Genomic DNA, 20,071 nt, shown 5'->3' with positions numbered 1-20,071 from the left:
ATGACCGAAATCAATTATCCAACCGACCTCATCGAACGCGGCCGCCTGATGTTTGCGCGCCCCATCGTCTTCACCAAGGGCTGCGTCAGCCTTGCCGACCTGCCGCCGATGGATCGCGTCGAAATCGCCTTTGCCGGCCGCTCCAATGTCGGCAAATCGAGCCTGATCAACGCGCTCTGCGGCACGTCCAATCTGGCGCGTACGTCCAACACGCCGGGCCGCACCCAGGAACTCAATATCTTCGAGAGCCAGAGCGAAAACCTGCGCATCGTCGACATGCCCGGCTATGGCTATGCCAAGGCGCCGGAGCCGAAGGTGAAGGCCTGGACCAAGCTGGTGCACCAGTACCTGGTGGGCCGCGCTACCCTCCGCCGCGTCTACGTCCTCATCGACAGCCGCCATGGCCCCAAGGACAATGACGTCAGCGTCATGAACGAGCTGGACCACGCGGCCGTGAGTTATCAGGTCGTCTTGACCAAGGCCGACAAGCCCAATTCGGAAGATGTCGAAAAGGCACTTGCGGCGACCCGCTGGAGCATCGCCAAGCGCCCCGCTGCGCACCCGCATGTTCTCCTCACATCGAGCGAGAAGGGCACTGGAATCAAGGATCTCCGAACCGAAATCGCCATGCTGCTCGAAAGCAGCGGCGCATAAGAAAAGGCGCATCCCGCAGGATGCGCCTTTCTCGTCTTTCTTGTCTGATTAAGCGGCGTAGCGCGCCGCAACCCGGGCATTGCCCAGTTCGAACACAGCGACGATTTCGTCGAGTTCGGCAGCCTGATTTTCCGTCTGCTCGATGGCAGCATTGGTTTCTTCCACGAGTGCCGCATTGTGCTGGGTGATTTCATCCATCTGCCGCACTGCGGTGCTGACTTCCCCGATGGCGACAGCCTGCGAACGGCTGGCCTCGGCAATCTCGCCAATGAGCTTGGCACTCTCGCGCACCGAGAGGTTGAGCGTCGAAATCTGCTCGGCGATCTGCATCACCACCTGCGTACCGGCCTGCACCTCACCGGCCGAAATCTCGATGAGCTGCTTGATCTCAGCCGAGGCTTCCGCCGCCGACTGCGCCAGGCGCCGCACTTCCACCGCGACCACGGCAAAGCCCTTGCCGGCCTCACCTGCGCGCGCTGCTTCCACCGAGGCGTTGAGCGCTAAAAGGTTGGTCTGGAAGGCGATGTCGTCGATCATGCCGATGATGCTTGAGATCTTCGCGGACGAGGTCGAGATCTGCTCCATCGCCTTGTTGGCCGCATCCATGGCCGACCCGCTTTCGACGGCGATGCGCGAGGCATTGCCAACCGAACGATCGGCTTCCTGGGCACGCTTGGCGTTTTCAGTCACGGTGCTGGAGAGGCCCGACACTGTTGATGTCGTTTGCTGCACCATGGCCGCCTGACGGCTGGTGCGTTCAGCGAGATCATTGGAGCCCGCAAGGATTTCTCCGGTCGCCGTCTTGAGACGATGCGAGGTCTCTTGCAGGCGGCCCATGACCTCGGTCAGCCGGTCCGCCACGGCATTGGTATTGTCTTGCAGCTCGGCAAAGGCACCCTGGAATTTTCCGCTCACGCGCTGGCTGAGATCGGCTTTGGCCAGAGCCGAAAGCACACGCCCCGTCCCGGTAAGGCCTTTGTCGACCGCGTCGAGCAAGGCGTTGACTTCGCCCGCGAGGCTCTTGAGTTCGTCCTGCGAATAATCGGCCGCAACGCGACGACTCAACTGACCGGCCATCACGGCGTGGATCGTGTCCTTGAGATCGTCGGTCAGCCTATCTGAAGCGCGACGGCGCTGGCCACTTTCGGCATTGCGCTGCTTGTCGGCGTTCTCCAGGGCCGCCTGCTCAACCAGCGCGCCGCGGAAGCTGGTGAAGGCATCGAACATAACGGTCAACTCGTCCTGCACCTTCTGGGCCGGAACATCGACTTCGGTATTGCCCTTGGCCAGTTCGCCGGTGATCTTCACGAGCTGATCCAGCCGCGCCGAGACGACCTTGCGGAAGAACAGGAACACGGTGAAACAACCGGAGGCGGCGCCAATGCCGGCAAGGATCAGCGTGATGATGGCAAAGCTCTGTGCGCCGGTTAGCCGCGTCAGGCCCTGCTGCATGTCGTCAAAGACCGATTTCTCGAGCGCCGTCGCCTCGACGATGACGCTGTCATAAGCGGCGTCGAACGCCGCATCTGCGGCAGAACCGGCGCCTTCGTCGCCCTTGCCGAGATTGGCATAGCGCTGTTCGGCCGCGGCGCGGAAATCAGTAAGCGCCTGCAAGACCTTAGGGCCTGCCGCCTGTACGCTGGGATTTTCGGAGGCAAAATAGACCGCACCCTCAATATCGTCGCCGTTCTGAATAGCAGCGAGATAGGCCTTGGCCGCGTCGAGGTGAGCCCAGACATTGGTGACATCTTCGCTGGCATCGCCCATCATGATTTCTTCGAAATAGAGATGGGCTGTGGTCGCGTTGAGCTTGATCTCCATCGCCGCCTTGACGTGCGGCGAGAGCAGCGCCCCGACCTCGTTGCCGCGATCCCCGAGGGATTTCGCGGCCAGCAGCGCGAGGCCGCCGAGTGCCGCGACCACGACACCGAAACCGAGAAAGACGATGACAAGTTTTTTGGTGATCGAGAACCGGCTGAAGCGGAACATTTTGTGAGTCCTGGGGCAGGATTTATTGCCCACAGCCTCGCCGATCTTGGTTAATGCCGCCTTGATTCCCGCGGGTTACGCGGTGTTTCCGCGAAAGAACTTGCCGATATAGTCGGCCATCCGAGCGCTGTCAGAGTTTTGCGCAAAAGAGGCTACGCCCTGCTCGACAACCTCTTCGGGCGCGCGGCCGCGGCGCAGTTCTACCAGCGCCATGGCGTAGTCGTCGAGGAATTCTGGATGCGGCTGGAAGCTTAAAGCCTTGCCGGACTTATAGAAAAGCCCGGCATTGGGCGTGAAGTCAGAGGCAAGGATCACCTCGGCTTCGGCGGGCGGTACGATGACCTGATCCTGATGCGAGCAGGCTATCGCCAGTGTTTCCGGCGCATCGGCCATGAAATCGGGGCGGCCGGCGACGCGGTAGGCGTGACGGCCGAGACCCCAGCCTTTCTCGGATTTCCGGACGTCTCCGCCCAGCGCATCGGCCATGATCTGGTGACCGAAGCAGACGCCGAGCATGGGGGTTTTGGCCGAATAGGCGCGACGAATGAACTCGCGCAGGGGCGGCAGCCAGTCGTGATCCTCGTAGACGCCGGCCGGCGAACCGGTGATGACGATCCCCTCTATGCGTGAGGGATCGGGTAACAGACTGTTCCCTTCGACATCAACCACCTCATAGCTAAAGCCATTTTCGGTCGCGTCGAACATGCGCTCGAACATCGAATGGTATGGACCGAAATTGTCGCGAAGCGGTTCGGGGACTTCCCCGGTCTGGATGATGGTGAGGCGCATGTGAATCTGATGCTCGAGAGGTCAGTCACACCTATCGAAGTTCAGGGGCGAAGATCAACACCATGCGCCTCAACGCAGCCATGCCTTCAGGCGGCGACGAAGCTGAGCGACACACCGTTGATGCAGTAGCGCAGGCCCGTGGGGGCCGGACCATCGTTGAAGACGTGCCCCTGGTGGCCACCGCAATTGCTGCAATGCACTTCGGTGCGAACCATACCCAGCGTTGTATCCTCGGTCGAGCCGATGGCGCCCGGAACGAAATCCCAGAAGCTGGGCCAGCCGGTGCCGCTGTCGAATTTCTTCTCCGACTCGAAGAGGATCTGGTCGCAGCCGGCGCAATGGAATTTGCCGACCCTGTGCTCGTCATTGAGCGGCGAGGTGAAGGGGCGTTCGGTGTCTTCGTGGCGAAGGACATTGTAGGCGGCCGGATCGAGCTTAGCCTTCCATTCCTCATCGCTGAGCTTGAACGGAAAATCGCCCTCGGCTGCCCGCGGCTGGCTTGTCGAGCGCCAGAGCGAAAAGACCGAGAGGGCGGCCACGGCCGAACTACCCAAGAGAACTGCGCGTCGTGTGAGCTGCATTGTCATCGTCTCCCTGCCCCTAGCATAGACCAATCCGGATCGAACTTTCCTCAAGAATGCGAGAGGCCCCGCCCGGGGGGAAGCGGAGCCTCATGACCTCATTCGGCGGGATGCCGAAGAAGGTTACATCTTCGGGGTCAACACCGCGTCGATGACATGGATGACGCCGTTGGACTGGATCACGTCGGCAATGGTGACATTGGCGACAGTGCCGTTTTCGTCGGTAATGGTCACCTTGCCGTCAGCAGCCTTGAGGGTGAGCTTGCAGCCACCGACGGTGTCAGCGACATGTTCGCCGCCATCGGCTTCAACCATGCTGACGATGTCGGTCGACAGCGCCTTGGCCGCGATGACATGGCACGTCAGGATCTTGGTCAGCATATCCTTGTTTTCCGGCTTCAAGAGGTTTTCGACGGTACCGGCGGGCAGGGCGGCGAAAGCTTCATTGGTCGGGGCAAGGACAGTGAACGGGCCAGGGCCGGAAAGGGTGTCGACAAGGCCAGCTGCCTTGACGGCGGCAACCAGCGTCGTGTGATCGGCGGAATTGACGGCATTCTCAACGATGTTCTTGTCGGCAAACATGGCAGCGCCGCCAACCATCGGATTGTCCTGGGCAAATACGGAGCCGGTCAGGGCACCAAAGGACAGAATGGCGGCGACGGATACAGCGCGCAGGGAAATGTTCATTTGAGAGTTCCTTCCTGTTTAATTCTGTTCCCGATCAGTGTCGGGACATGAGTAAGAACGGACGGATTTCAGCTGCAGTTTTTGCTGGTTCAGCGTTTTCTCGAGAAAAAAGCTGAAACTTTTTCGGGTCAGTTTCGTACGCGAGCGGCACTGTCCGGCGCACATGAGAACCCGCAAAAATAAAGGTGCGCCGGCCTTGGCCAGCGCACCGATTATGAAAAGCAGACTTGTTGGCTAGATCTTGGTAACAGCGCCCTGGGCCACAACCGGGCCCGTGGGAACACCCGCAGGAGCACCGCCCTTGGGTTCGAGGGTGACCGCAAGAACGGAGCCTTCGCCCCAGCCGGCGCGCACAGTGTCCGAGAGTTCAACCGTGCTGCGCGCATTGATCGGCACCACGCCCATGGAGATAGGTGATCCACCGCCCTGGATAGCCCAGAGTTCATAGTCATTATTTGGCATGGTCTCGCCCGAGAGTGCCGTCAGTCGCACAGCACCTGTACCATCGTAAAGTGCGAGGAATTGTACATCGCTGCCTTCGGCCTGAAGCGCCGCCACAAGCTGGGTCGCAAGAGCCGAAGAATCAGGGCTCGGCTGCATGACCGAAAAGCCGACAGCGGCCACCGCAACAGCAAGCGCGCCTGCCGCGACCGAGCGCCAGAGAGCCAGGCTATCCCACCAGGACGCGCGCTTCTCCGTTCCGAAAAGTCTGGACTCGATTTTCGGCAGGATATGAGCGGGTGGGGCGACGGGCTCAAACTGATCGTCGAGACCGGAAAAATGGTTGGCCCAAAAATCATGCTCGCGCTGCAAGGCCGTGTCGCCGGCAATACGCTTGCCCACAGCTTCATGCGTTTGCACGTCGAGCAGGCCAAGGACGTATTCCGCCACCAATGCGCGGTTTCCGTCTTTCTCTTGTTTATCTTGGTCGCTCATGACGTCAGGCAATCTTTCAACTTGGCCAGGCTCCGGCGTAGCCATGTCCGCATCGTGTTGAGCGGCACGGCATGGCGTTGGGCCAATTCTTCGTAGCTGAAACCATCGAGATAAGCGCCCCGCACTGCCTCGGCGCGATCGGGCTCAAGCGTACCGAGGCAATGCGCAATGCGCGCGCTGTCTTCGGACTGCTCTACCTGTCGCTCGGGACTGGGACCCATATCGGCGATATCGAGGGCGGTATCGATGTCTTCGCTGACCGGTCGTTTGACCCGCACCTTGTCGAGTGCATGATTGCGGGCAACGGCCACAAGCCAGCTGATCGGGCTGTACTGACCGGCCACATAACGGTCGGCCTTTTGCCAGATCTTGACGTAGATTTCCTGTATCGCTTCCTCGGTTTCGGCTCTGTCCTTCAAGATACGCAGGGCCACGCCGAAAAGTTTCGCGCTGGTGCGCTCGTAAAGCTGCCGAAATGCGGCCCTGTCTCGCAGGGCGCAACGGGCGATCAGGTCCGCAATGGCGCCGACATCAGCTTGCGTTGACATGTGTTTGGATATGCCTCCCGGCCCCCTCAGGCATGCATACTTGAACTTGCCTGCCACTCTTGCAACGCAAATCGGGGAGAAATGGATCAATGGCCATGATTTTGTCGTTCAGGATGATTTAAACCCAGTCCAAAATGCACTAGACCCTTGGCCCGTTCGCAGGTCTTCTTGAGGAAACCACACCGCCCATGTCTGACCAAGAAACGACGACCGACCGCTTCAGCCACGATGCCGGCATCCTCGCCCAGGCCCTGCCCTATATGCAGCGCTACGAAGGCAAGACCGTCGTCGTGAAATACGGCGGCCATGCCATGGGCGATCTCAAGCTCGGCCAGGCCTTTGCCCGCGATATCGCGCTTCTGAAGCAATCCAAGGTCAACCCGATCGTCGTGCATGGCGGCGGGCCACAGATTGCCTCGATGCTGAAAAACCTCGGCATCGAATCCAAGTTCGAAGGCGGCCTTCGCGTTACCGACGCGCGGACCATGGAAGTGGTCGAGATGGTCCTCGCCGGCTCGATCAACAAGGAAATCGTCGCGCTGATCAATGCCGAAGGCGAATGGGCCATCGGTCTTTGCGGCAAGGACGGCAACATGGTCTTTGCCAAGAAGGCAGAGAAGAAGGTCAAGGATCCCGGCTCGAACATCGAACGCGTGCTCGATCTCGGCTTTGTCGGCGAACCCGTCGAAGTCGACCGGACCCTCCTCGACCTCCTCGCCCGTTCGGAAATGATTCCGGTCATCGCTCCGGTCGCCCCGGGCCGCGACGGCAATACGTACAATATCAATGCCGATACCTTTGCCGGCGCCATTGCCGGCTCGCTCGGCGCCAAGCGCCTGCTGTTCCTCACCGACGTGCCGGGCGTGCTCGACAAGAACGGCAAGCTTATTCCCGAGCTGAGCGTCTCCGATGCCAAGGCACTGATTGCCGATGGCACGATTTCGGGCGGCATGATCCCCAAGGTCGAAACCTGCCTCGAAGCTCTCGACAGCGGCGTCGAAGGCGTCGTCATTCTCAACGGCAAGCAGCCGCATGTGGTGCTGGTGGAACTCTTCACCGAATTCGGTGCCGGCACACTGATCGTCCGCTGACCCCGGCGCACTACTCTGTCTCAGGGCCGGAACCCGTTCACGACGAACGGTGTTTCGGCCCTTTGTGTTCTAGACTGTGGAGGCGTCTTGGGCTCTGAGTTCTTCATTTTCCTCGTGGTGGGCTTTCTCGCCCAGATCGTCGACGGCGCCCTGGGCATGGCCTATGGCGTTGTCAGCTCGACGATGCTGCTCTCCTTCGGCGTGCCGCCGGCTGCCGCCTCGGCCAGCGTTCACGCGGCCGAAATGTTCACCACCGCAGCTTCGGCCACGAGCCATGTCCGCAACCACAACGTCAATTGGCGCCTGTTCTGGCGTCTGGCGCCGGCCGGGATCGTCGGCGGCGTGCTCGGCACCTATGTGCTGACCGCCATAGACGGCGCCATGCTCCGCCCCTTTGTCACGGTCTATCTGGGGCTTTTGGGTGTCTACATTCTCTATCGGGCGTTTCGGGCCCGCGGGCCCTATCATGAGCCCAAGACGCAGATCGTGCTGCCGCTTGGCGTCGCAGGCGGCTTTGTCGACGCGGCCGGTGGCGGCGGCTGGGGGCCGATCGTGACCTCGAGCCTCATCGGTTCGGGCGGCGCGCCGCGCTACGTGGTTGGCACGGTCAATACGGTGGAATTCTTTGTGACGACGGCCGTCTCAGTCGCCTTCATCACGGCGCTGCTGACCGGGCACTGGGCGGACGCCGAGGGGATCGACCAGCACCTGTGGTCCGTCGCCGGGCTCGTGGCCGGCGGCATATTGGCGGCGCCCCTCGCCGGTTTCGTCGTGCGCATCCTGCCGGCAAAGCGGCTGATGCTGCTGGTGGGCACCCTGGTGATTGCCCTTGCCGGCTACCAAACCTGGGAACTGCTGTTCAAGGCAGCATAAAAAAGGGCCGCGCATTGCGCGGCCCTTCCTGTTAGGCTTCCACCAGCACCGGCTGCGGTGCGCCGCCCGGCTTCTGTCCGCCCGAAGGCTTGAAGGCGAAGGCGAGGAAGAAGATAAGGCCGAAACTCACCACCTGGTACCAGAGTGCCAGCGAGGCAGACTCGGCAAAGGCTGCCGTGGCCGCGCTGCCACCGGTAAAGGCGCCGCTGAGATGGGTGAAGAAGATTTCGCCGATCAGCGCCACGCCGAGCGCGCCGCCCACCTGCTGGAAGGCCTGGAGGGCGCCCGAACCCGCACCGGCATCGCGCGGCGGCACATTGCGCAGGACGAGCTGGAAAAGCGAGGAGAACCCGGTGCCAAGGCCGATACCGGCGATCAGCAGCGGCACGAAGAAGCTCCAGCTATTGATGGTATCGCCGGCTGCGCCGATGATGAGATGCAGCGAGCCGATACCGCCGGCCAGCATCAGGCCGGCAGCGCCGAGGCGGGCCCGCAGATAGTTGGAACCGAAGCGACCGGCGATCAGCGAAGCGATCAGCACGCCCACCGAGAAGGGCGTATTGGTGAGCCCCGATTGCAGCGGCGTCATGCCGAAGCCGCTCTGCAGCAGCAACGAGATGATCATGAACATGCCCGGAATGCCCGAGGCATAGATGGTGACCACAAAGGCGCCGAACATGAAGTCGCGGTTCTTCAAGAGGTCATAGTTGAGGAGCTGCGGCAGACCCGCATCGGCGCGGCGCTTGGTCCAGAGGACGAAGAGACCGATCAGCACGAGACCCGCAGCAATGAGCCCAAAGGCCCAGAGTGGCCAGCCATAGGCGCGGCCTTCGACGATGGGGAAGACCACTGCGACAATGCCGAGGCCGAAAAGGCCGATGCCGATAAAATCGTTCTTGAGGTCCGGATGGCCCGGCAGGCGCGGAATGAGGAACCAGCCGGCGACCACGGCAGCAATGCCGACCGGCACGTTGACGAGGAAGATCGGCTCCCAATCCAAGCCGAAGATGTGGGCTTCGATGAGAAGGCCGCCAAGAATCGGGCCGCAGACCGAGGCAAGGCCGGCGGTGAGGCCGAAGAGCGAGAAGGCCTGGCCGCGCTCATGTGGCGGGAAGGTAACCGTGGCGATAGCGAGGACCTGCGGGGTCATCATGGCGCCGGCGAGACCCTGGATGATGCGGGCGACGATCAGCATTTCGATCGAAGAGGACATGCCGCAAAGCGCCGAGGCGGCGGTGAAGGCAGCAACGCCCCAGAGAAAGAGGCGGGTGCGGCCCAAAATGTCTCCGAGGCGGCCGAAGGGCAGCAAACCAAGTGCGAAGGCAAGGACATAGGCGGCGACGACCCATTCGATCTGGTTGTCGGTGGCGCCGAGGTTTTCGCGCATGGAAGGGAGAGCGACGTTGACGATGGTGACGTCGATCAGATTCATGAAATTGGCGATCAGCAGCACGAAAAGGCCGATCCAGCGGCGCGGATCGGGTGGTGCGTCAGCCGCATGGGCGTGAGGAGAAGACATGGGTTCTAGCCTTGATTGGAAACGGGGAGGAAAAAGGCGCGCTCGAGCTCGGCAATGACCGGTTCGAGCGAAGGGCGGCGATGGGGACGCCAGCAATCGGATAGAGCGGCGGTGACGATGATAGCAGCGCCGGCCGGATCGATGTCGGGCCGGAAGGAGCCATCCTCGATGCCGGTGCGGAAGATTTTGGTGAACTGGCCGGTCCAATATGCCTGCATGGGCAGGATGATTTCGGCGATGGTGGGATCGCGGCGGGAGAGATCGACCAGTTCGCTGAGAACCCCGATCAGCTCCGGCATTTCAGCGACGATTTCGCGGAATTCGTTGAACTCCTGGCGGAGCTGTGCGCCGGCATCAAGGCCTTCCTTGGGATGGCGCAGGGCCTGAGCCTTGAAATCGTCGCGGAGGGACGCGGCGACGAGCGCCACCAGCGCTTCCTTGCTCGGCACATGATAGTGGAGCGTGGCGATATTGATGCCGACGCGCTCGGCAATATCGCGCGTGCGCAGCCCTTCAAGGCCCTTTTCAATGATGAGGGCACGGGCGGCATGCGCAATGGCAATGCGCCGCTCATCACCGCTTTCGCGCCTAGGTATATGGGCCTGTTCGGGACACATGGGAGGTTCGGGATTTGATTGGACGGCGCTTCAATACACCCGGCAAAATCATCAATCAATCATTTGATTGAGAAAATGTGCCATGCCGGAAATGCATGCAGCATTGCTATGACCGGCCGTTGACATTTGCTGTCAGCAGGCGTCCATCACCCCCATATTCTGGAAGGCCGTGCCATGACCGACTATGTGCGAAAAATCCTGACTTCAGCGGTTTACGAGGTTGCAGAGGAGACCGCGCTCGATCCGATGCGCCTGCTCTCGACCAAGTTGGGCCAGGAGATTTTGCTCAAGCGCGAGGACCTGCAGCCGGTCTTTTCATTCAAGATCCGCGGCGCGCATAATCGCATGAGCCAGCTGACGGCGGAAGAGCGGGCGCGCGGCGTGATCTGTGCCTCGGCCGGCAATCACGCACAGGGCGTGGCGCTGTCAGCAACGCGGCTCGGGGTACGCTCGATCATCGTCATGCCGACGACGACACCGGGGATCAAGGTCGATGCGGTGCGCCGTCTCGGTGGCGAGGTCGTGCTGTTCGGCGATGGTTTTGACGCGGCGCGGGCCCATGCTTCGGGTCTGGCGGAGCGGCATGGCTATGTGTTCGTGCATCCCTTCGATGATCCCGATGTCATTGCCGGCCAGGGCACGATCGGCATGGAACTGCTGCGCCAGCATCCGGGCGAAATCGGCGCCATCTATGTGCCCATCGGCGGAGGTGGCCTCGCGGCGGGTATTGCCGCCTTCGTCAAATTCCTGCGGCCCGAGATCAAGGTGATCGGCGTCGAGCCCGAAGAAGCGGCCAGCATGAAGGCGGCGATCGCGGCTGGTGGGCCGGTGACGCTCAACGAAGTCGGACTCTTTGCCGATGGCGTCGCCGTGCGTCAGGTGGGCGACGAGACGTTCCGGCTCTGCCGCGACCTGCTCGATGATATCATCACCGTCAGCAATGACGAGATCTGCGCTGCCATCAAGGATATCTTCGACGACATGCGCGCCATTGCCGAACCGGCCGGCGCATTGGCCCTCGCGGGCCTCCGCCGTCATATCGAGATGGGTGCGGCACCCAAGGGCGCGCTGATCGCCATCAATTCCGGCGCCAATGTCAATTTTGACCGGCTGCGCTATGTCTCCGAACGCGCCGAAATCGGCGAACGGGCTGAGGCACTGTTGGCAGTGACCATCCCCGAAGCGCCGGGCAGCTATCGCGCCTTCATGCGCCTCCTCGGCCGCCGCGCCATCACCGAATTCAACTATCGCTATGCCCATGCCAGCGCCGCCCACATCTTTGTCGGCGTCAAACTCTCGCAGGGCGACAAGGAAAAGCGCGAGATCATCGATCTCCTCACCGCCAATGGTCTCGGCGTCACCGACATGACCGACAACGAGGTCGCAAAGCTGCATGTGCGCTACATGGTGGGTGGGCGCGTCGCGGGCCTAACTGATGAAATGTTGTTCCGCTTCCAGTTCCCCGAACGGCCCGGCGCTCTCCTGACCTTCCTCGAAGGGCTCAATGACGCCTGGAATATTTCCCTTTTCCACTACCGCAATCATGGTTCGGATTATGGCAGGGTGCTCGTTGGTGTAGAGGTGCCCATCGACACGCGCGCTGACTTTTACGCCCATATCGACGCCATCGGCTTTCCCTATTGGAACGAAACGGAAAATCCGGCCTATCGGCAATTTCTTGAAACAAATTGAACCGTTTTCCTTAGGCTGAGTTCGACATGCAGGCGAAATAAAGCGTCACTATAAGCGTTGACGCAATTCTGCCGCACATCGACTGCAATTCACTGCCCAAGGGGCAATCAAACCGGGGGACAGCGCGGGGGTTGGACAGTACAACCGCGCCCTTCACAACATCGAGGAAGACGCAGACCATGATGAGAATCAACAAGATCCAGGGCCTGATGCTGGCATCTGGCATGGCCACGCTCGCGCTGATGCAGCCGGCCATGGCGCTCGACGCACAGACGTTCGTCGATCGTATCGCTGCGGTCTACAAGATTGGCGGCTATGACATACAGTTTGGCGCTGCGACGCTTGATGGCGACACCATCACCGTCGATGGTGCGACCGTTGGTGTGACCGGTGTTGAAGAACCCTGGACCGTGGACACCACGCTGACCTTTACCGGCGTTGCCGAAGGCGATGATGGCAGCTTCACTGCCGACGCCCTGACCATTCCTGATATCGACACCGAATTCGCCCAGGATCCGGTCGGCCACGTCTCGCTGATCGATATTTCGGCGACCAACATCTACCTGCCGCCCGAAGACAAGGTGAATGTCACCGCGCTCCTCGAATCCGTCGGTAGCCTGACCACCGGCCCGCTGTCGGTGACCCGCGATGGCACCGAGGTGATTTCCTACGAGTCCATCGAGGCCGTGAACGAATTTTCCTATGACGATGCCAATGCGCTGACCGACATTGCCTCGACCTTCTCCGTCAACGGCATCTGGGCAGACCTCTCCACCGTCTCCGAAGAAGATGCGGAAGCCGGTGCGGTCATCCAGGCCCTCGGCCTGACCGAGATCAACGGCAATATCAGCCAGACCATGACCTGGGGCATGACCGATGGCCATCTGGTGATCGAAGACTTCCTCTTCGATTTCGCCGATATCGGCGCCATCAACTTCAAGGCCGACATTTCCGGCCTGACCCCGGCCGTGCTCGAAAAGATCTATGCCATGGACGCCGCCTCGACCGGTTCGACGCCGGAAGAGCAGCAGGCCCAGCAGATGATGGTGGGTATGGAACTGCTTCAGGCTCTGACCCTGACCGGTTCGAGCCTGCGCTATGACGATGCCGGCCTTGCGCCAAAACTGCTCGACATGTTCGCCGCCCAGTCGGGTGCCGACCGCGCCACCTTCGTTGAAGGTCTCAAGGCCATGGTGCCCGCGCTCGTCGGCCAGGCCGGCATTCCGGCCCTGACGGATCTCGTCACTCCGGCTGCCAATGCCTTCCTCGACGATCCCAAGAGCATCGAAGTCGCCGTGCGTCCGGCAACCCCGACCACGCTCCTCGTGCTCAGCGCCGCTGCCGCCAACCCGGCCGGCCTGATCTCGGCCCTGGGCCTGGCTGTGACGGCCAACCAGCCTTCTGCCGAATAACACTTCCTGCGAGCCTCCCACGGGAGGCTCGCATCCCCGGATGCAGTTTCAATCTCTCTGTGGCACACTGCAGCTATGACCACTGCTGCCCCAAAAAGCCTCAACCACATCACCGACTGGGTCTTTGACCTCGACAACACACTCTATCCGCGCGAGTGCAATCTCTTCGCGCAGATCGATGTGCGCATTACCCATTATGTGATGGACGTCACCCAGCTCGATTTCGACGCGGCCCGCACGCTGCAGAAGAGCTATTATCGCGATTTCGGCACGACGCTGAACGGACTGATGAACCGCCACGCGATCGACCCCGACCACTTTCTCAATACCGTCCATGCCATCGACTATACGCCGGTCGATCCGCATCCGCTGCTGATTGAAGCCATTCGCGCCCTGCCCGGCCGAAAATTCATCCTGACCAATGGCGATACCGGCCACGCCAGATCGGTGCTCGGCCGGCTTGGTGATCCCGACCTTTTCGAAGATGTCTATGACATCCGGGCCATGACCTATGTGCCAAAGCCGCATCGCGAGGCCTATGACGGGTTTCTCAATCGCCACGGGATCGATCCCGCCAAGGCGGCGATGTTCGACGATCTCGAAAAGAACCTCGTCGTGCCGCACGAGATCGGCATGTCGACGGTGCAGGTCGTTGCCGGAGAAGGCTTCGCCCATGAACAGGTGGAAGCCTGGGAACTGGGGCAATCGACGGGACCGCATGTGCATCACGTCACTGGCGACCTGGCCGGATTCCTCCGCAGTCTGCGCTAGAGCCTGTCACATATTGTTCAGGTGCAGGATATTGCCGTCGGGGTCCTTGAACCAGACCATGGCGTATTCGCCGTCGCGGTGAATGCCGTTGGCATAGTCCATGCCTTCGTATTGCTCGAAGCTGACACCTTTCTCGGCCAATCTGGCCGTTATCGCTTCGATCTCCGTGCCGACGCCCCAGACCACCGCATTGGCCTTGTTGGTGCCGGCAAAGTCGGAGAGATAAACGATGAGCGAGGTCGTGCCGGTCCGGAATTCAAGAACCTGCTCGTTTTCCTGAGTCAGTTCGAGTTCGAGCACATCCTCGTAAAACGCCCGCGCCCGTTGCAGATCCGCGACCGCGACGATGGCCGAACTGTCCTTATTCTTGAGCATCGCTCTCTCCCTTTCCCGATGGACGGAAACGCCGCACCGCTCACTCGGTTGCGAGCAATTTCCTTGTCGCTGAGAACGCACTAGAAGAGCGGAACATTCTTGGAGAACCGCCTTGAAGACCCTTTTGGACGACGTCGCCGGCTTCCACCGCGCCTGTGATCTTCCCGTGCTCGCAAAACCGCAATTCGTGCGCGAGCGCGCGGCGCTACGGTCGGCGCTGCTTGCCGAAGAATGCCAGGAAACCGTGGAAGCGCTTGAGCGAGGCGACATGGAGAAAATCGCGGATGGCCTCGCCGACGTGATCTATGTCGCTATAGGCGCGGCGCTCGAATTCGGCATTCCGCTCGACCGCGTCTGGGCCGAGGTGCATCGCTCGAACATGGCCAAGGTCGATCCGGCAACGGGCAAGGTGATCAAGCGGGCTGACGGCAAGGTGCTGAAACCCGAGGGCTGGACGCCGCCCGATGTGGCAGGCGTGCTCGCCCGCGAGGCTTGAGAGCCAAAACATTACCAAGTCTTATATTTGCGCGGCGCTTTGGCGGCGCTATCATCACACCATGACCGACCTTCCCGGGCGGCGGCCCCCGCCCATCTCCGAACAGACCCCGACCCTAAAACAGCGCCTCGACAATCTCCGCCATCTCGGACGGCTGATTGCGCAGATCTGGCGCACCAGCCGTCCCATGACCGCGGCCAGCATTGGCCTCAGGCTCATCGCGGCACTGCAGCCGATTGCCGTGCTTTATGCCGCAAAGCTGATCGTCGACGAGGTTGTCCACCTCACCTCCGTCGCCTCGCCGGGCCCGAGCCCCCTCGACTGGTGGAATGCGGGCCTGTTGACGCCGGTTCTGACCTATCTGGCGCTGGAAATGGCGCTGGTGCTGGCCAATGACGCGATCGGCCGCGCCACCGGTCTTGTCGATTCCATCCTGTCCGAGCTGCACTCTAATCAGGTCAGCACCGAACTGATGGCGCATGCCGCCCGGCTGGACCTGATGCATTTTGAATCGGCCGAATATCAGGATCGGTTGGAGCGCGCCCGGCGCCAGGCGGCGGGGCGCAATGCGCTCTTAAGCCAGCTTTTTGGCCAGGCGCAGGACATCATTACAGTGCTGACGTTGGCTGCAGGCCTCTTCGTCTTTGCTCCCTGGCTGATCCTGCTGCTGCCGCTCAGTTTCATCCCCTCGATCTGGGGCGAAACGCGCTTCAACACCATGGCCTATATGGTGAGCCGCTGGCGCACGCCGGAGCGGCGGGAGCTGGAATATCTGCGCTATGTCGGGGCCAGCGCCGAGACGGCCAAGGAGATCAAACTTTTTGGGCTCGGCGGCTTTCTGATCGAGCGGTTCAAGCTGCTGGCGCACGGCATTTTCCTCGAGAACCGCCGCATTTCGATCCTGCGGGCGGGCTGGGGCACGGTTTTTGCCACCATCTCAACCCTCGCCTACTATGCCGCCTATGCCTTCATCGTCTGGCGCACCATTACCGGCGAATTCTCTATCGGCGATCTCGCCTTTCTCTCGGGCTCGTTCCTGCGGCTCAATGGCCTGTTCCAGAAAATTCTGCTCGGCTTTACGCAGATCGCCGGGCAGTCCATGTTCCTCGACGATCTCTTTTCCTTCTTCGAGATCGAGCCGACCGTGCTGCCGCCGGCCCATCCAAAAGCCTTTCCGGTGCCGATCAGGGAAGGCATTCGCTTCGAGAATGTCGGCTTCCGCTATCCCGAAACCGAGAACTGGGTAATCCGGAACCTGTCGTTCACGCTACGGGCTGGCGAAACGCTGGCGTTGGTCGGCGAGAACGGGGCGGGCAAGACCACCATCGTCAAGCTTTTAGCGCGGCTTTATGACCCGAGCGAAGGCCGCATCAGCGTCGATGGCGTCGACCTCAAGGACATGGCGCCGGCTGAAATCCACGCGCATCTCGGGGTCATTTTCCAGGATTTCATCCGCTACAGTTTTACGGCGCGCGACAATATCGGGGTTGGCCGCGTGGAGGAGAAGAGCAACCAGCTCCGCATCGATCAGGCGGCCGAACAGAGCCTGGCCGATGCCGTCATTGCGAAACTTCCCAAAGGGTATGACCAGCAGCTTGGGCGGCTGTTCAAGCAGGGGCGCGACCTGTCGGGGGGCGAATGGCAGAAAGTCGCCATTGCGCGTTCCTATATGCGCGATGCCGAGCTGATCATTCTCGACGAACCGACCGCGGCGCTCGACGCCAAGGCGGAGGCCGAGGTGTTTGCGCGCTTCAAGGGGCTTGCGAGCGGCAAGACGGCGGTCATCATCTCGCACCGCTTTTCCACCGTACGCATGGCCGACCGCATTCTGGTGCTCGAGCACGGCGCCATTCTCGAAGCCGGCGCGCATGAGGAATTGCTGGCCAAGGGCGGGCGCTATGCCGAACTCTTTGAGCTGCAGGCTGCCGGCTATCGCTGAACTTTGAGGTAGTCCAGCAGCCCCTCGGCAGCGGCGCGACCGGTGGCGAAACAGGCCGTGAGCAGATAGCCGCCGGTGGGTGCTTCCCAATCGAGCATTTCGCCGGCGACGAAGACGCTCGGCAGGGTTTTGAGCATGAAGTTTTCGTCCATGCCGGAAAAGGCGATGCCGCCGGCCGAGGAGATGGCTTCGGCAATGGGCCGGGGGCGCTGCGGGCGGATCGGCACGGATTTGATGGCGGCTGCCAGCGCGTCGGGATCGAGCGTATTTGCATCGGGGCGACATTCGCGCAGCAGCGCGGCTTTGACCGGATCGAGCCCCGCGCCCTTTCGGAGGCGATTGGAAAGGCTCAATTTTGCGGGCTGGCGCGCGAGGTCTTTGGCAAGGCGTTCGCGCGAGCGGCCTGGCATCAGGTCCACCTCCAGCACGGCGGGCTCTCCGGCGAGGAGCGCATCGCGCAGGGCAGCGGAATGGGCATAGACGAGGCTGCCTTCGATACCCCAGCGGTTGACGACGAACTCGCCGGGAATTGTGCCCGCGGCGCTGGTGGCCGTCACCGATTTCAAAGGCGTTCCGGCAAAGCGTTCGACAAAACTCTCGCTCCAGTCGATCTCAAAACCGCAATTGGCAGGTTGGAATTGTTCGACGGCGACACTCTTCTCAACCAGCCAAGGGATCCACGCCGCGTCCGAGCCAAGCTTGGGCCAACTGGCCCCACCAAGGGCCAGGAGGACAGCGTCGAAAGCCAAGACCTTTTCGCCATCGAGGGTTTCGAAGCGCAGTTTTGTGCCGTCGAAACCAGTCCAGCGATGGCGGGTGTGGATGAGAACACCCTTCTCGTTGAGCCGGCCGAGCCAGGCGCGGAGCAGAGGCGAGGCCTTCATGGCTTTGGGAAAGACGCGGCCGGAGGAGCCGACGAAGGTTTCGATGCCGAGGCCGGCGCACCAGTTGCGCAGGTCTTCAGCCGCAAAGGCATCGAGCGCCTTTTGCAGGCGCGGGCGCGCCGCGCCATAGCGCGTGAGGAGCGCAGCGTGGTCTTCGGAATGGGTGATGTTGAGACCGGATTTGCCGGCCATAAGAAACTTCCGGCCTACCGTTGGCATGGCTTCGAACAGCGTCACGGCAAGACCGGCATCGGCCAGCACTTCTGCTGCCATGAGGCCAGCCGGGCCGCCGCCAATGATCGCCACCTGGCTCACGCTTTGTCCTTCCATACGGGGAAGGCGATCCTTAGCCAGTTTCCCTGCGGCCGCGCAAGGTGAGCGCATGTGGGAAAGCCGCCGCCCACCGCTGGCCCCGCCTGCGGCTAGCCGCTAGTGTCGAACCAATAGAGAGAACAAGACTTTCCATGATCACCTGCTTCGATATTGGCGGCACAACGATCAAGGGCGCCACCGCCACGGCCCCCGACAACCTGATTGCCCTCGGCCGCGTGCCGACGCCGCGCGATGATTTTCCCGCCTTCGTCGCCGCCGTTTCCGGCCTCATCGCGCAAGGCGCGGCGCCGGCCGGTGCGCCCATCGCCATTTCGGTGACGGGCGTGGTCGATCCGGCGAGCGGCCATGTCACCTGCGCCAATATTCCCTGCATCGATGGACGGCATCTGGCGCAGGAACTGGAAGGGCTGCTGGGCCGAAAGGTTTTCGTCGCCAATGATGCCGACTGCTTCGTGCTGGCCGAAGCGACGGCCGGCGCCGGGCGCGAGCACCGCGTAGTCTTTGGGGCCATCATGGGCACGGGCGTCGGTGGCGGTATCGTGGTGGACAAGCGCCTCCATCCCGGCGCTGCCGGCCTCGGCGGCGAATGGGGCCATGGCACCATCGTTGCGACCAAGGTCAGCGTGCCGCCCTACGATCTCCCGCATTTCCCCTGCGGCTGCGGGCTTTCGGGCTGCCTCGACACGGTTGGCGGCGCACGCGGAATTGAAAGGTTGCACCGGCATCTGCACGGTACAGATCTGGCGAGCACCGCAATCGTCTCCGAATGGCTGGCCGGTGATACCAAGGCGGCAGGCACCGTGGAACTCTTCATCGAGCTCGTGGCCCAGCCCCTGGCGCTGGTGGTCAATATCGTCGGCCCCGATATCATCGCCGTGGGCGGCGGCCTCGGAAACAGTCACGAACTGATCGCCCGGCTCGATGCAGCGGTGCGCCCGCGTATTCTCAGAAAACTCGACCGTCCGCTCGTGGTGCCGGCGCAATTGACGGCCGACGCCGGACTGATCGGCGCGGCGGCGCTCGGCCTGGCCGGAGGCGCGGCATGACTCTCCTCGAAATCTGCGTCGATACCGCTGCCGGATTGCGCGCCGCTCATGCGGGCGGGGCCGACCGCATCGAGCTTTGCGCAGCCCTGGAACTGGGTGGAACCACGCCGACTTCCGGCCTGATGGCGCTGGCGGCCGAGATGGGCGTCACCGCCCGCGTCATGATCCGCCCGCGCGCCGGCGATTTCGTTTTCACCTCGGACGATCTCGACATGATGCGCGCCGACATCGCAGCGGTGCGCCGCCTTGGGCTTGAGGGCGTCGTGCTCGGTGCCAATCGTCCCGATGGTAGCCTCGATGTCGAGATGCTCAAAACCCTGGTTGCCGAAAGCCAGGGGCTCCGGAAAACCCTGCACCGCGCCTTCGATCTCGTGCCCGATATTGCCCAGGCCGTCGAAGAGGCCGTGGCGCTGGGCTTTGACACGATCCTGACCTCGGGCCGCGCCACTTCGGCGCCGGCGGGTCTCGATGACCTGATCCTGGCCCAGCGCATTGCGGCGGGCCGCATCACCATCATGGCCGGCGCGGGGATCAGCGCAGACAATGTCGGCGCCATCCTTGCCGCGGCGCCGCTGGGCGCCATCCACGGCTCCTGCTCGGCCCCGATCGAGGGCGACAGCGCCCCCGCGCAACGCCTCGGCTTTGTCAGCCCCGGCCGACGCCGGACCGACGGCACGCGCGTTGCTGCTCTCAAAACTGCCATTGGCCAAGCAAAGGCCGCTTCTGCAAGTGTTTGACCTGCCTATGATTTAGGCAAGTTCATAAGTGCTTCACCATACATTAAGAGGAAAACAGCTACATTACTTGGACAGGCCGCCCACTTCGAGATCAGAACGTGC

The 20,071-nt window shown here is 61.9% G+C and carries 20 protein-coding genes; 10 read left to right on the top strand and 10 right to left on the bottom strand.

All coding sequences use genetic code 11. The annotated features are described in order from the left end of the window. Complete coding sequence (yihA, locus tag J7557_RS10160; protein WP_291419943.1) at positions 1-654, top strand: ribosome biogenesis GTP-binding protein YihA/YsxC; 654 nt, start codon at positions 1-3, stop codon at positions 652-654. Between the two features lie 48 nt (positions 655-702). Here the strand turns inward: yihA and J7557_RS10155 are convergent, their stop codons facing one another. The 6 genes from J7557_RS10155 to J7557_RS10130 all read right to left on the bottom strand — a co-directional run bounded on the left by J7557_RS10155 (position 703) and on the right by J7557_RS10130 (position 6,184). Continuing rightward, positions 703-2,643, bottom strand: a complete 1,941-nt coding sequence (locus tag J7557_RS10155; RefSeq protein ID WP_291419941.1) for a methyl-accepting chemotaxis protein — start codon at positions 2,641-2,643, stop codon at positions 703-705. A 75-nt stretch (positions 2,644-2,718) separates the two neighbouring features. Continuing rightward, complete coding sequence (locus J7557_RS10150) at positions 2,719-3,432, bottom strand: gamma-glutamyl-gamma-aminobutyrate hydrolase family protein (RefSeq protein ID WP_291419939.1); 714 nt, start codon at positions 3,430-3,432, stop codon at positions 2,719-2,721. A gap of 86 nt (positions 3,433-3,518) precedes the next feature. Further along, complete coding sequence (gene msrB, locus J7557_RS10145) at positions 3,519-4,013, bottom strand: peptide-methionine (R)-S-oxide reductase MsrB (protein ID WP_291419937.1); 495 nt, start codon at positions 4,011-4,013, stop codon at positions 3,519-3,521. Positions 4,014-4,136: 123 nt separating this feature from the next. Then, a complete protein-coding gene (locus J7557_RS10140; protein WP_291419935.1) occupies positions 4,137-4,700 on the bottom strand; it encodes a fasciclin domain-containing protein in 564 nt (187 codons plus the stop codon). Positions 4,701-4,934: 234 nt separating this feature from the next. Continuing rightward, on the bottom strand, positions 4,935-5,636 hold the full coding sequence (locus J7557_RS10135; RefSeq protein WP_291419933.1) for an anti-sigma factor: 702 nt from the start codon (positions 5,634-5,636) through the stop codon (positions 4,935-4,937). After that, the gene (locus J7557_RS10130) at positions 5,633-6,184 is read right to left on the bottom strand and encodes a sigma-70 family RNA polymerase sigma factor (RefSeq protein ID WP_291419931.1); all 552 of its coding nucleotides are present in this window, start codon (positions 6,182-6,184) and stop codon (positions 5,633-5,635) included. Before J7557_RS10130 ends, J7557_RS10135 begins: the two co-directional genes overlap by 4 nt. 188 nt (positions 6,185-6,372) lie before the next feature. Between J7557_RS10130 and argB the strand changes: the two genes are divergently transcribed. Both argB and J7557_RS10120 read left to right on the top strand, forming a co-directional pair. Continuing rightward, positions 6,373-7,275 carry an acetylglutamate kinase gene (gene argB, locus J7557_RS10125; protein ID WP_291419929.1) on the top strand — a complete coding sequence of 301 codons (903 nt, stop codon included), beginning with the start codon at positions 6,373-6,375 and terminating at the stop codon, positions 7,273-7,275. 87 nt (positions 7,276-7,362) lie between these two features. Beyond that, entirely contained in the window at positions 7,363-8,148 is a 786-nt protein-coding gene (locus J7557_RS10120; RefSeq protein WP_291419927.1) for a sulfite exporter TauE/SafE family protein, read from the top strand. Positions 8,149-8,179: 31 nt separating this feature from the next. On the opposite strand, the gene J7557_RS10115 is transcribed toward J7557_RS10120, so the two are convergent. Further along, the gene (locus J7557_RS10115) at positions 8,180-9,667 is read right to left on the bottom strand and encodes a DHA2 family efflux MFS transporter permease subunit (protein ID WP_291419925.1); all 1,488 of its coding nucleotides are present in this window, start codon (positions 9,665-9,667) and stop codon (positions 8,180-8,182) included. A 5-nt stretch (positions 9,668-9,672) separates the two neighbouring features. Continuing rightward, a complete protein-coding gene (locus tag J7557_RS10110) occupies positions 9,673-10,284 on the bottom strand; it encodes a TetR/AcrR family transcriptional regulator (RefSeq protein WP_291419923.1) in 612 nt (203 codons plus the stop codon). Positions 10,285-10,458: 174 nt separating this feature from the next. Here J7557_RS10110 and ilvA point away from each other — a divergent pair, with 174 nt between their 5' ends. From ilvA to J7557_RS10095, 3 genes are all read left to right on the top strand, one after another. Continuing rightward, positions 10,459-11,976: a threonine ammonia-lyase, biosynthetic gene (gene ilvA / locus J7557_RS10105; protein WP_291419921.1), complete on the top strand. Its 1,518-nt coding sequence runs from the start codon at positions 10,459-10,461 to the stop codon at positions 11,974-11,976. Between the two features lie 179 nt (positions 11,977-12,155). Beyond that, on the top strand, positions 12,156-13,388 hold the full coding sequence (locus tag J7557_RS10100) for a hypothetical protein (protein WP_291419919.1): 1,233 nt from the start codon (positions 12,156-12,158) through the stop codon (positions 13,386-13,388). A gap of 75 nt (positions 13,389-13,463) precedes the next feature. Beyond that, positions 13,464-14,159 carry a pyrimidine 5'-nucleotidase gene (locus tag J7557_RS10095; RefSeq protein ID WP_291419917.1) on the top strand — a complete coding sequence of 232 codons (696 nt, stop codon included), beginning with the start codon at positions 13,464-13,466 and terminating at the stop codon, positions 14,157-14,159. Between the two features lie 6 nt (positions 14,160-14,165). On the opposite strand, the gene J7557_RS10090 is transcribed toward J7557_RS10095, so the two are convergent. After that, positions 14,166-14,534: a VOC family protein gene (locus J7557_RS10090; RefSeq protein WP_291419915.1), complete on the bottom strand. Its 369-nt coding sequence runs from the start codon at positions 14,532-14,534 to the stop codon at positions 14,166-14,168. 112 nt (positions 14,535-14,646) lie between these two features. Here J7557_RS10090 and J7557_RS10085 point away from each other — a divergent pair, with 112 nt between their 5' ends. Beyond that, positions 14,647-15,030, top strand: a complete 384-nt coding sequence (locus J7557_RS10085; protein ID WP_291419913.1) for a nucleoside triphosphate pyrophosphohydrolase family protein — start codon at positions 14,647-14,649, stop codon at positions 15,028-15,030. A gap of 61 nt (positions 15,031-15,091) precedes the next feature. Next, on the top strand, positions 15,092-16,969 hold the full coding sequence (locus J7557_RS10080) for an ABC transporter ATP-binding protein (RefSeq protein ID WP_291419911.1): 1,878 nt from the start codon (positions 15,092-15,094) through the stop codon (positions 16,967-16,969). On the opposite strand, the gene J7557_RS10075 is transcribed toward J7557_RS10080, so the two are convergent. Continuing rightward, positions 16,960-18,168 carry a TIGR03862 family flavoprotein gene (locus J7557_RS10075; protein ID WP_291419909.1) on the bottom strand — a complete coding sequence of 403 codons (1,209 nt, stop codon included), beginning with the start codon at positions 18,166-18,168 and terminating at the stop codon, positions 16,960-16,962. The genes J7557_RS10080 and J7557_RS10075 overlap by 10 nt on opposite strands. A gap of 149 nt (positions 18,169-18,317) precedes the next feature. On the opposite strand from J7557_RS10075, the gene J7557_RS10070 reads away from it, so the two are divergent. Next, positions 18,318-19,232: an ROK family protein gene (locus J7557_RS10070; protein WP_291419907.1), complete on the top strand. Its 915-nt coding sequence runs from the start codon at positions 18,318-18,320 to the stop codon at positions 19,230-19,232. Beyond that, a complete protein-coding gene (locus J7557_RS10065) occupies positions 19,229-19,969 on the top strand; it encodes a copper homeostasis protein CutC (protein WP_291419905.1) in 741 nt (246 codons plus the stop codon). Before J7557_RS10070 ends, J7557_RS10065 begins: the two co-directional genes overlap by 4 nt. Positions 19,970-20,071 lie beyond the last annotated feature (102 nt).

Source organism: Devosia sp. (assembly GCF_017744655.1).
Taxonomy (GTDB): domain Bacteria; phylum Pseudomonadota; class Alphaproteobacteria; order Rhizobiales; family Devosiaceae; genus Devosia.
The sequence above is the reverse complement of the archived record's forward strand: the minus strand, read 5'-3'. Positions and strand labels throughout refer to the sequence as shown.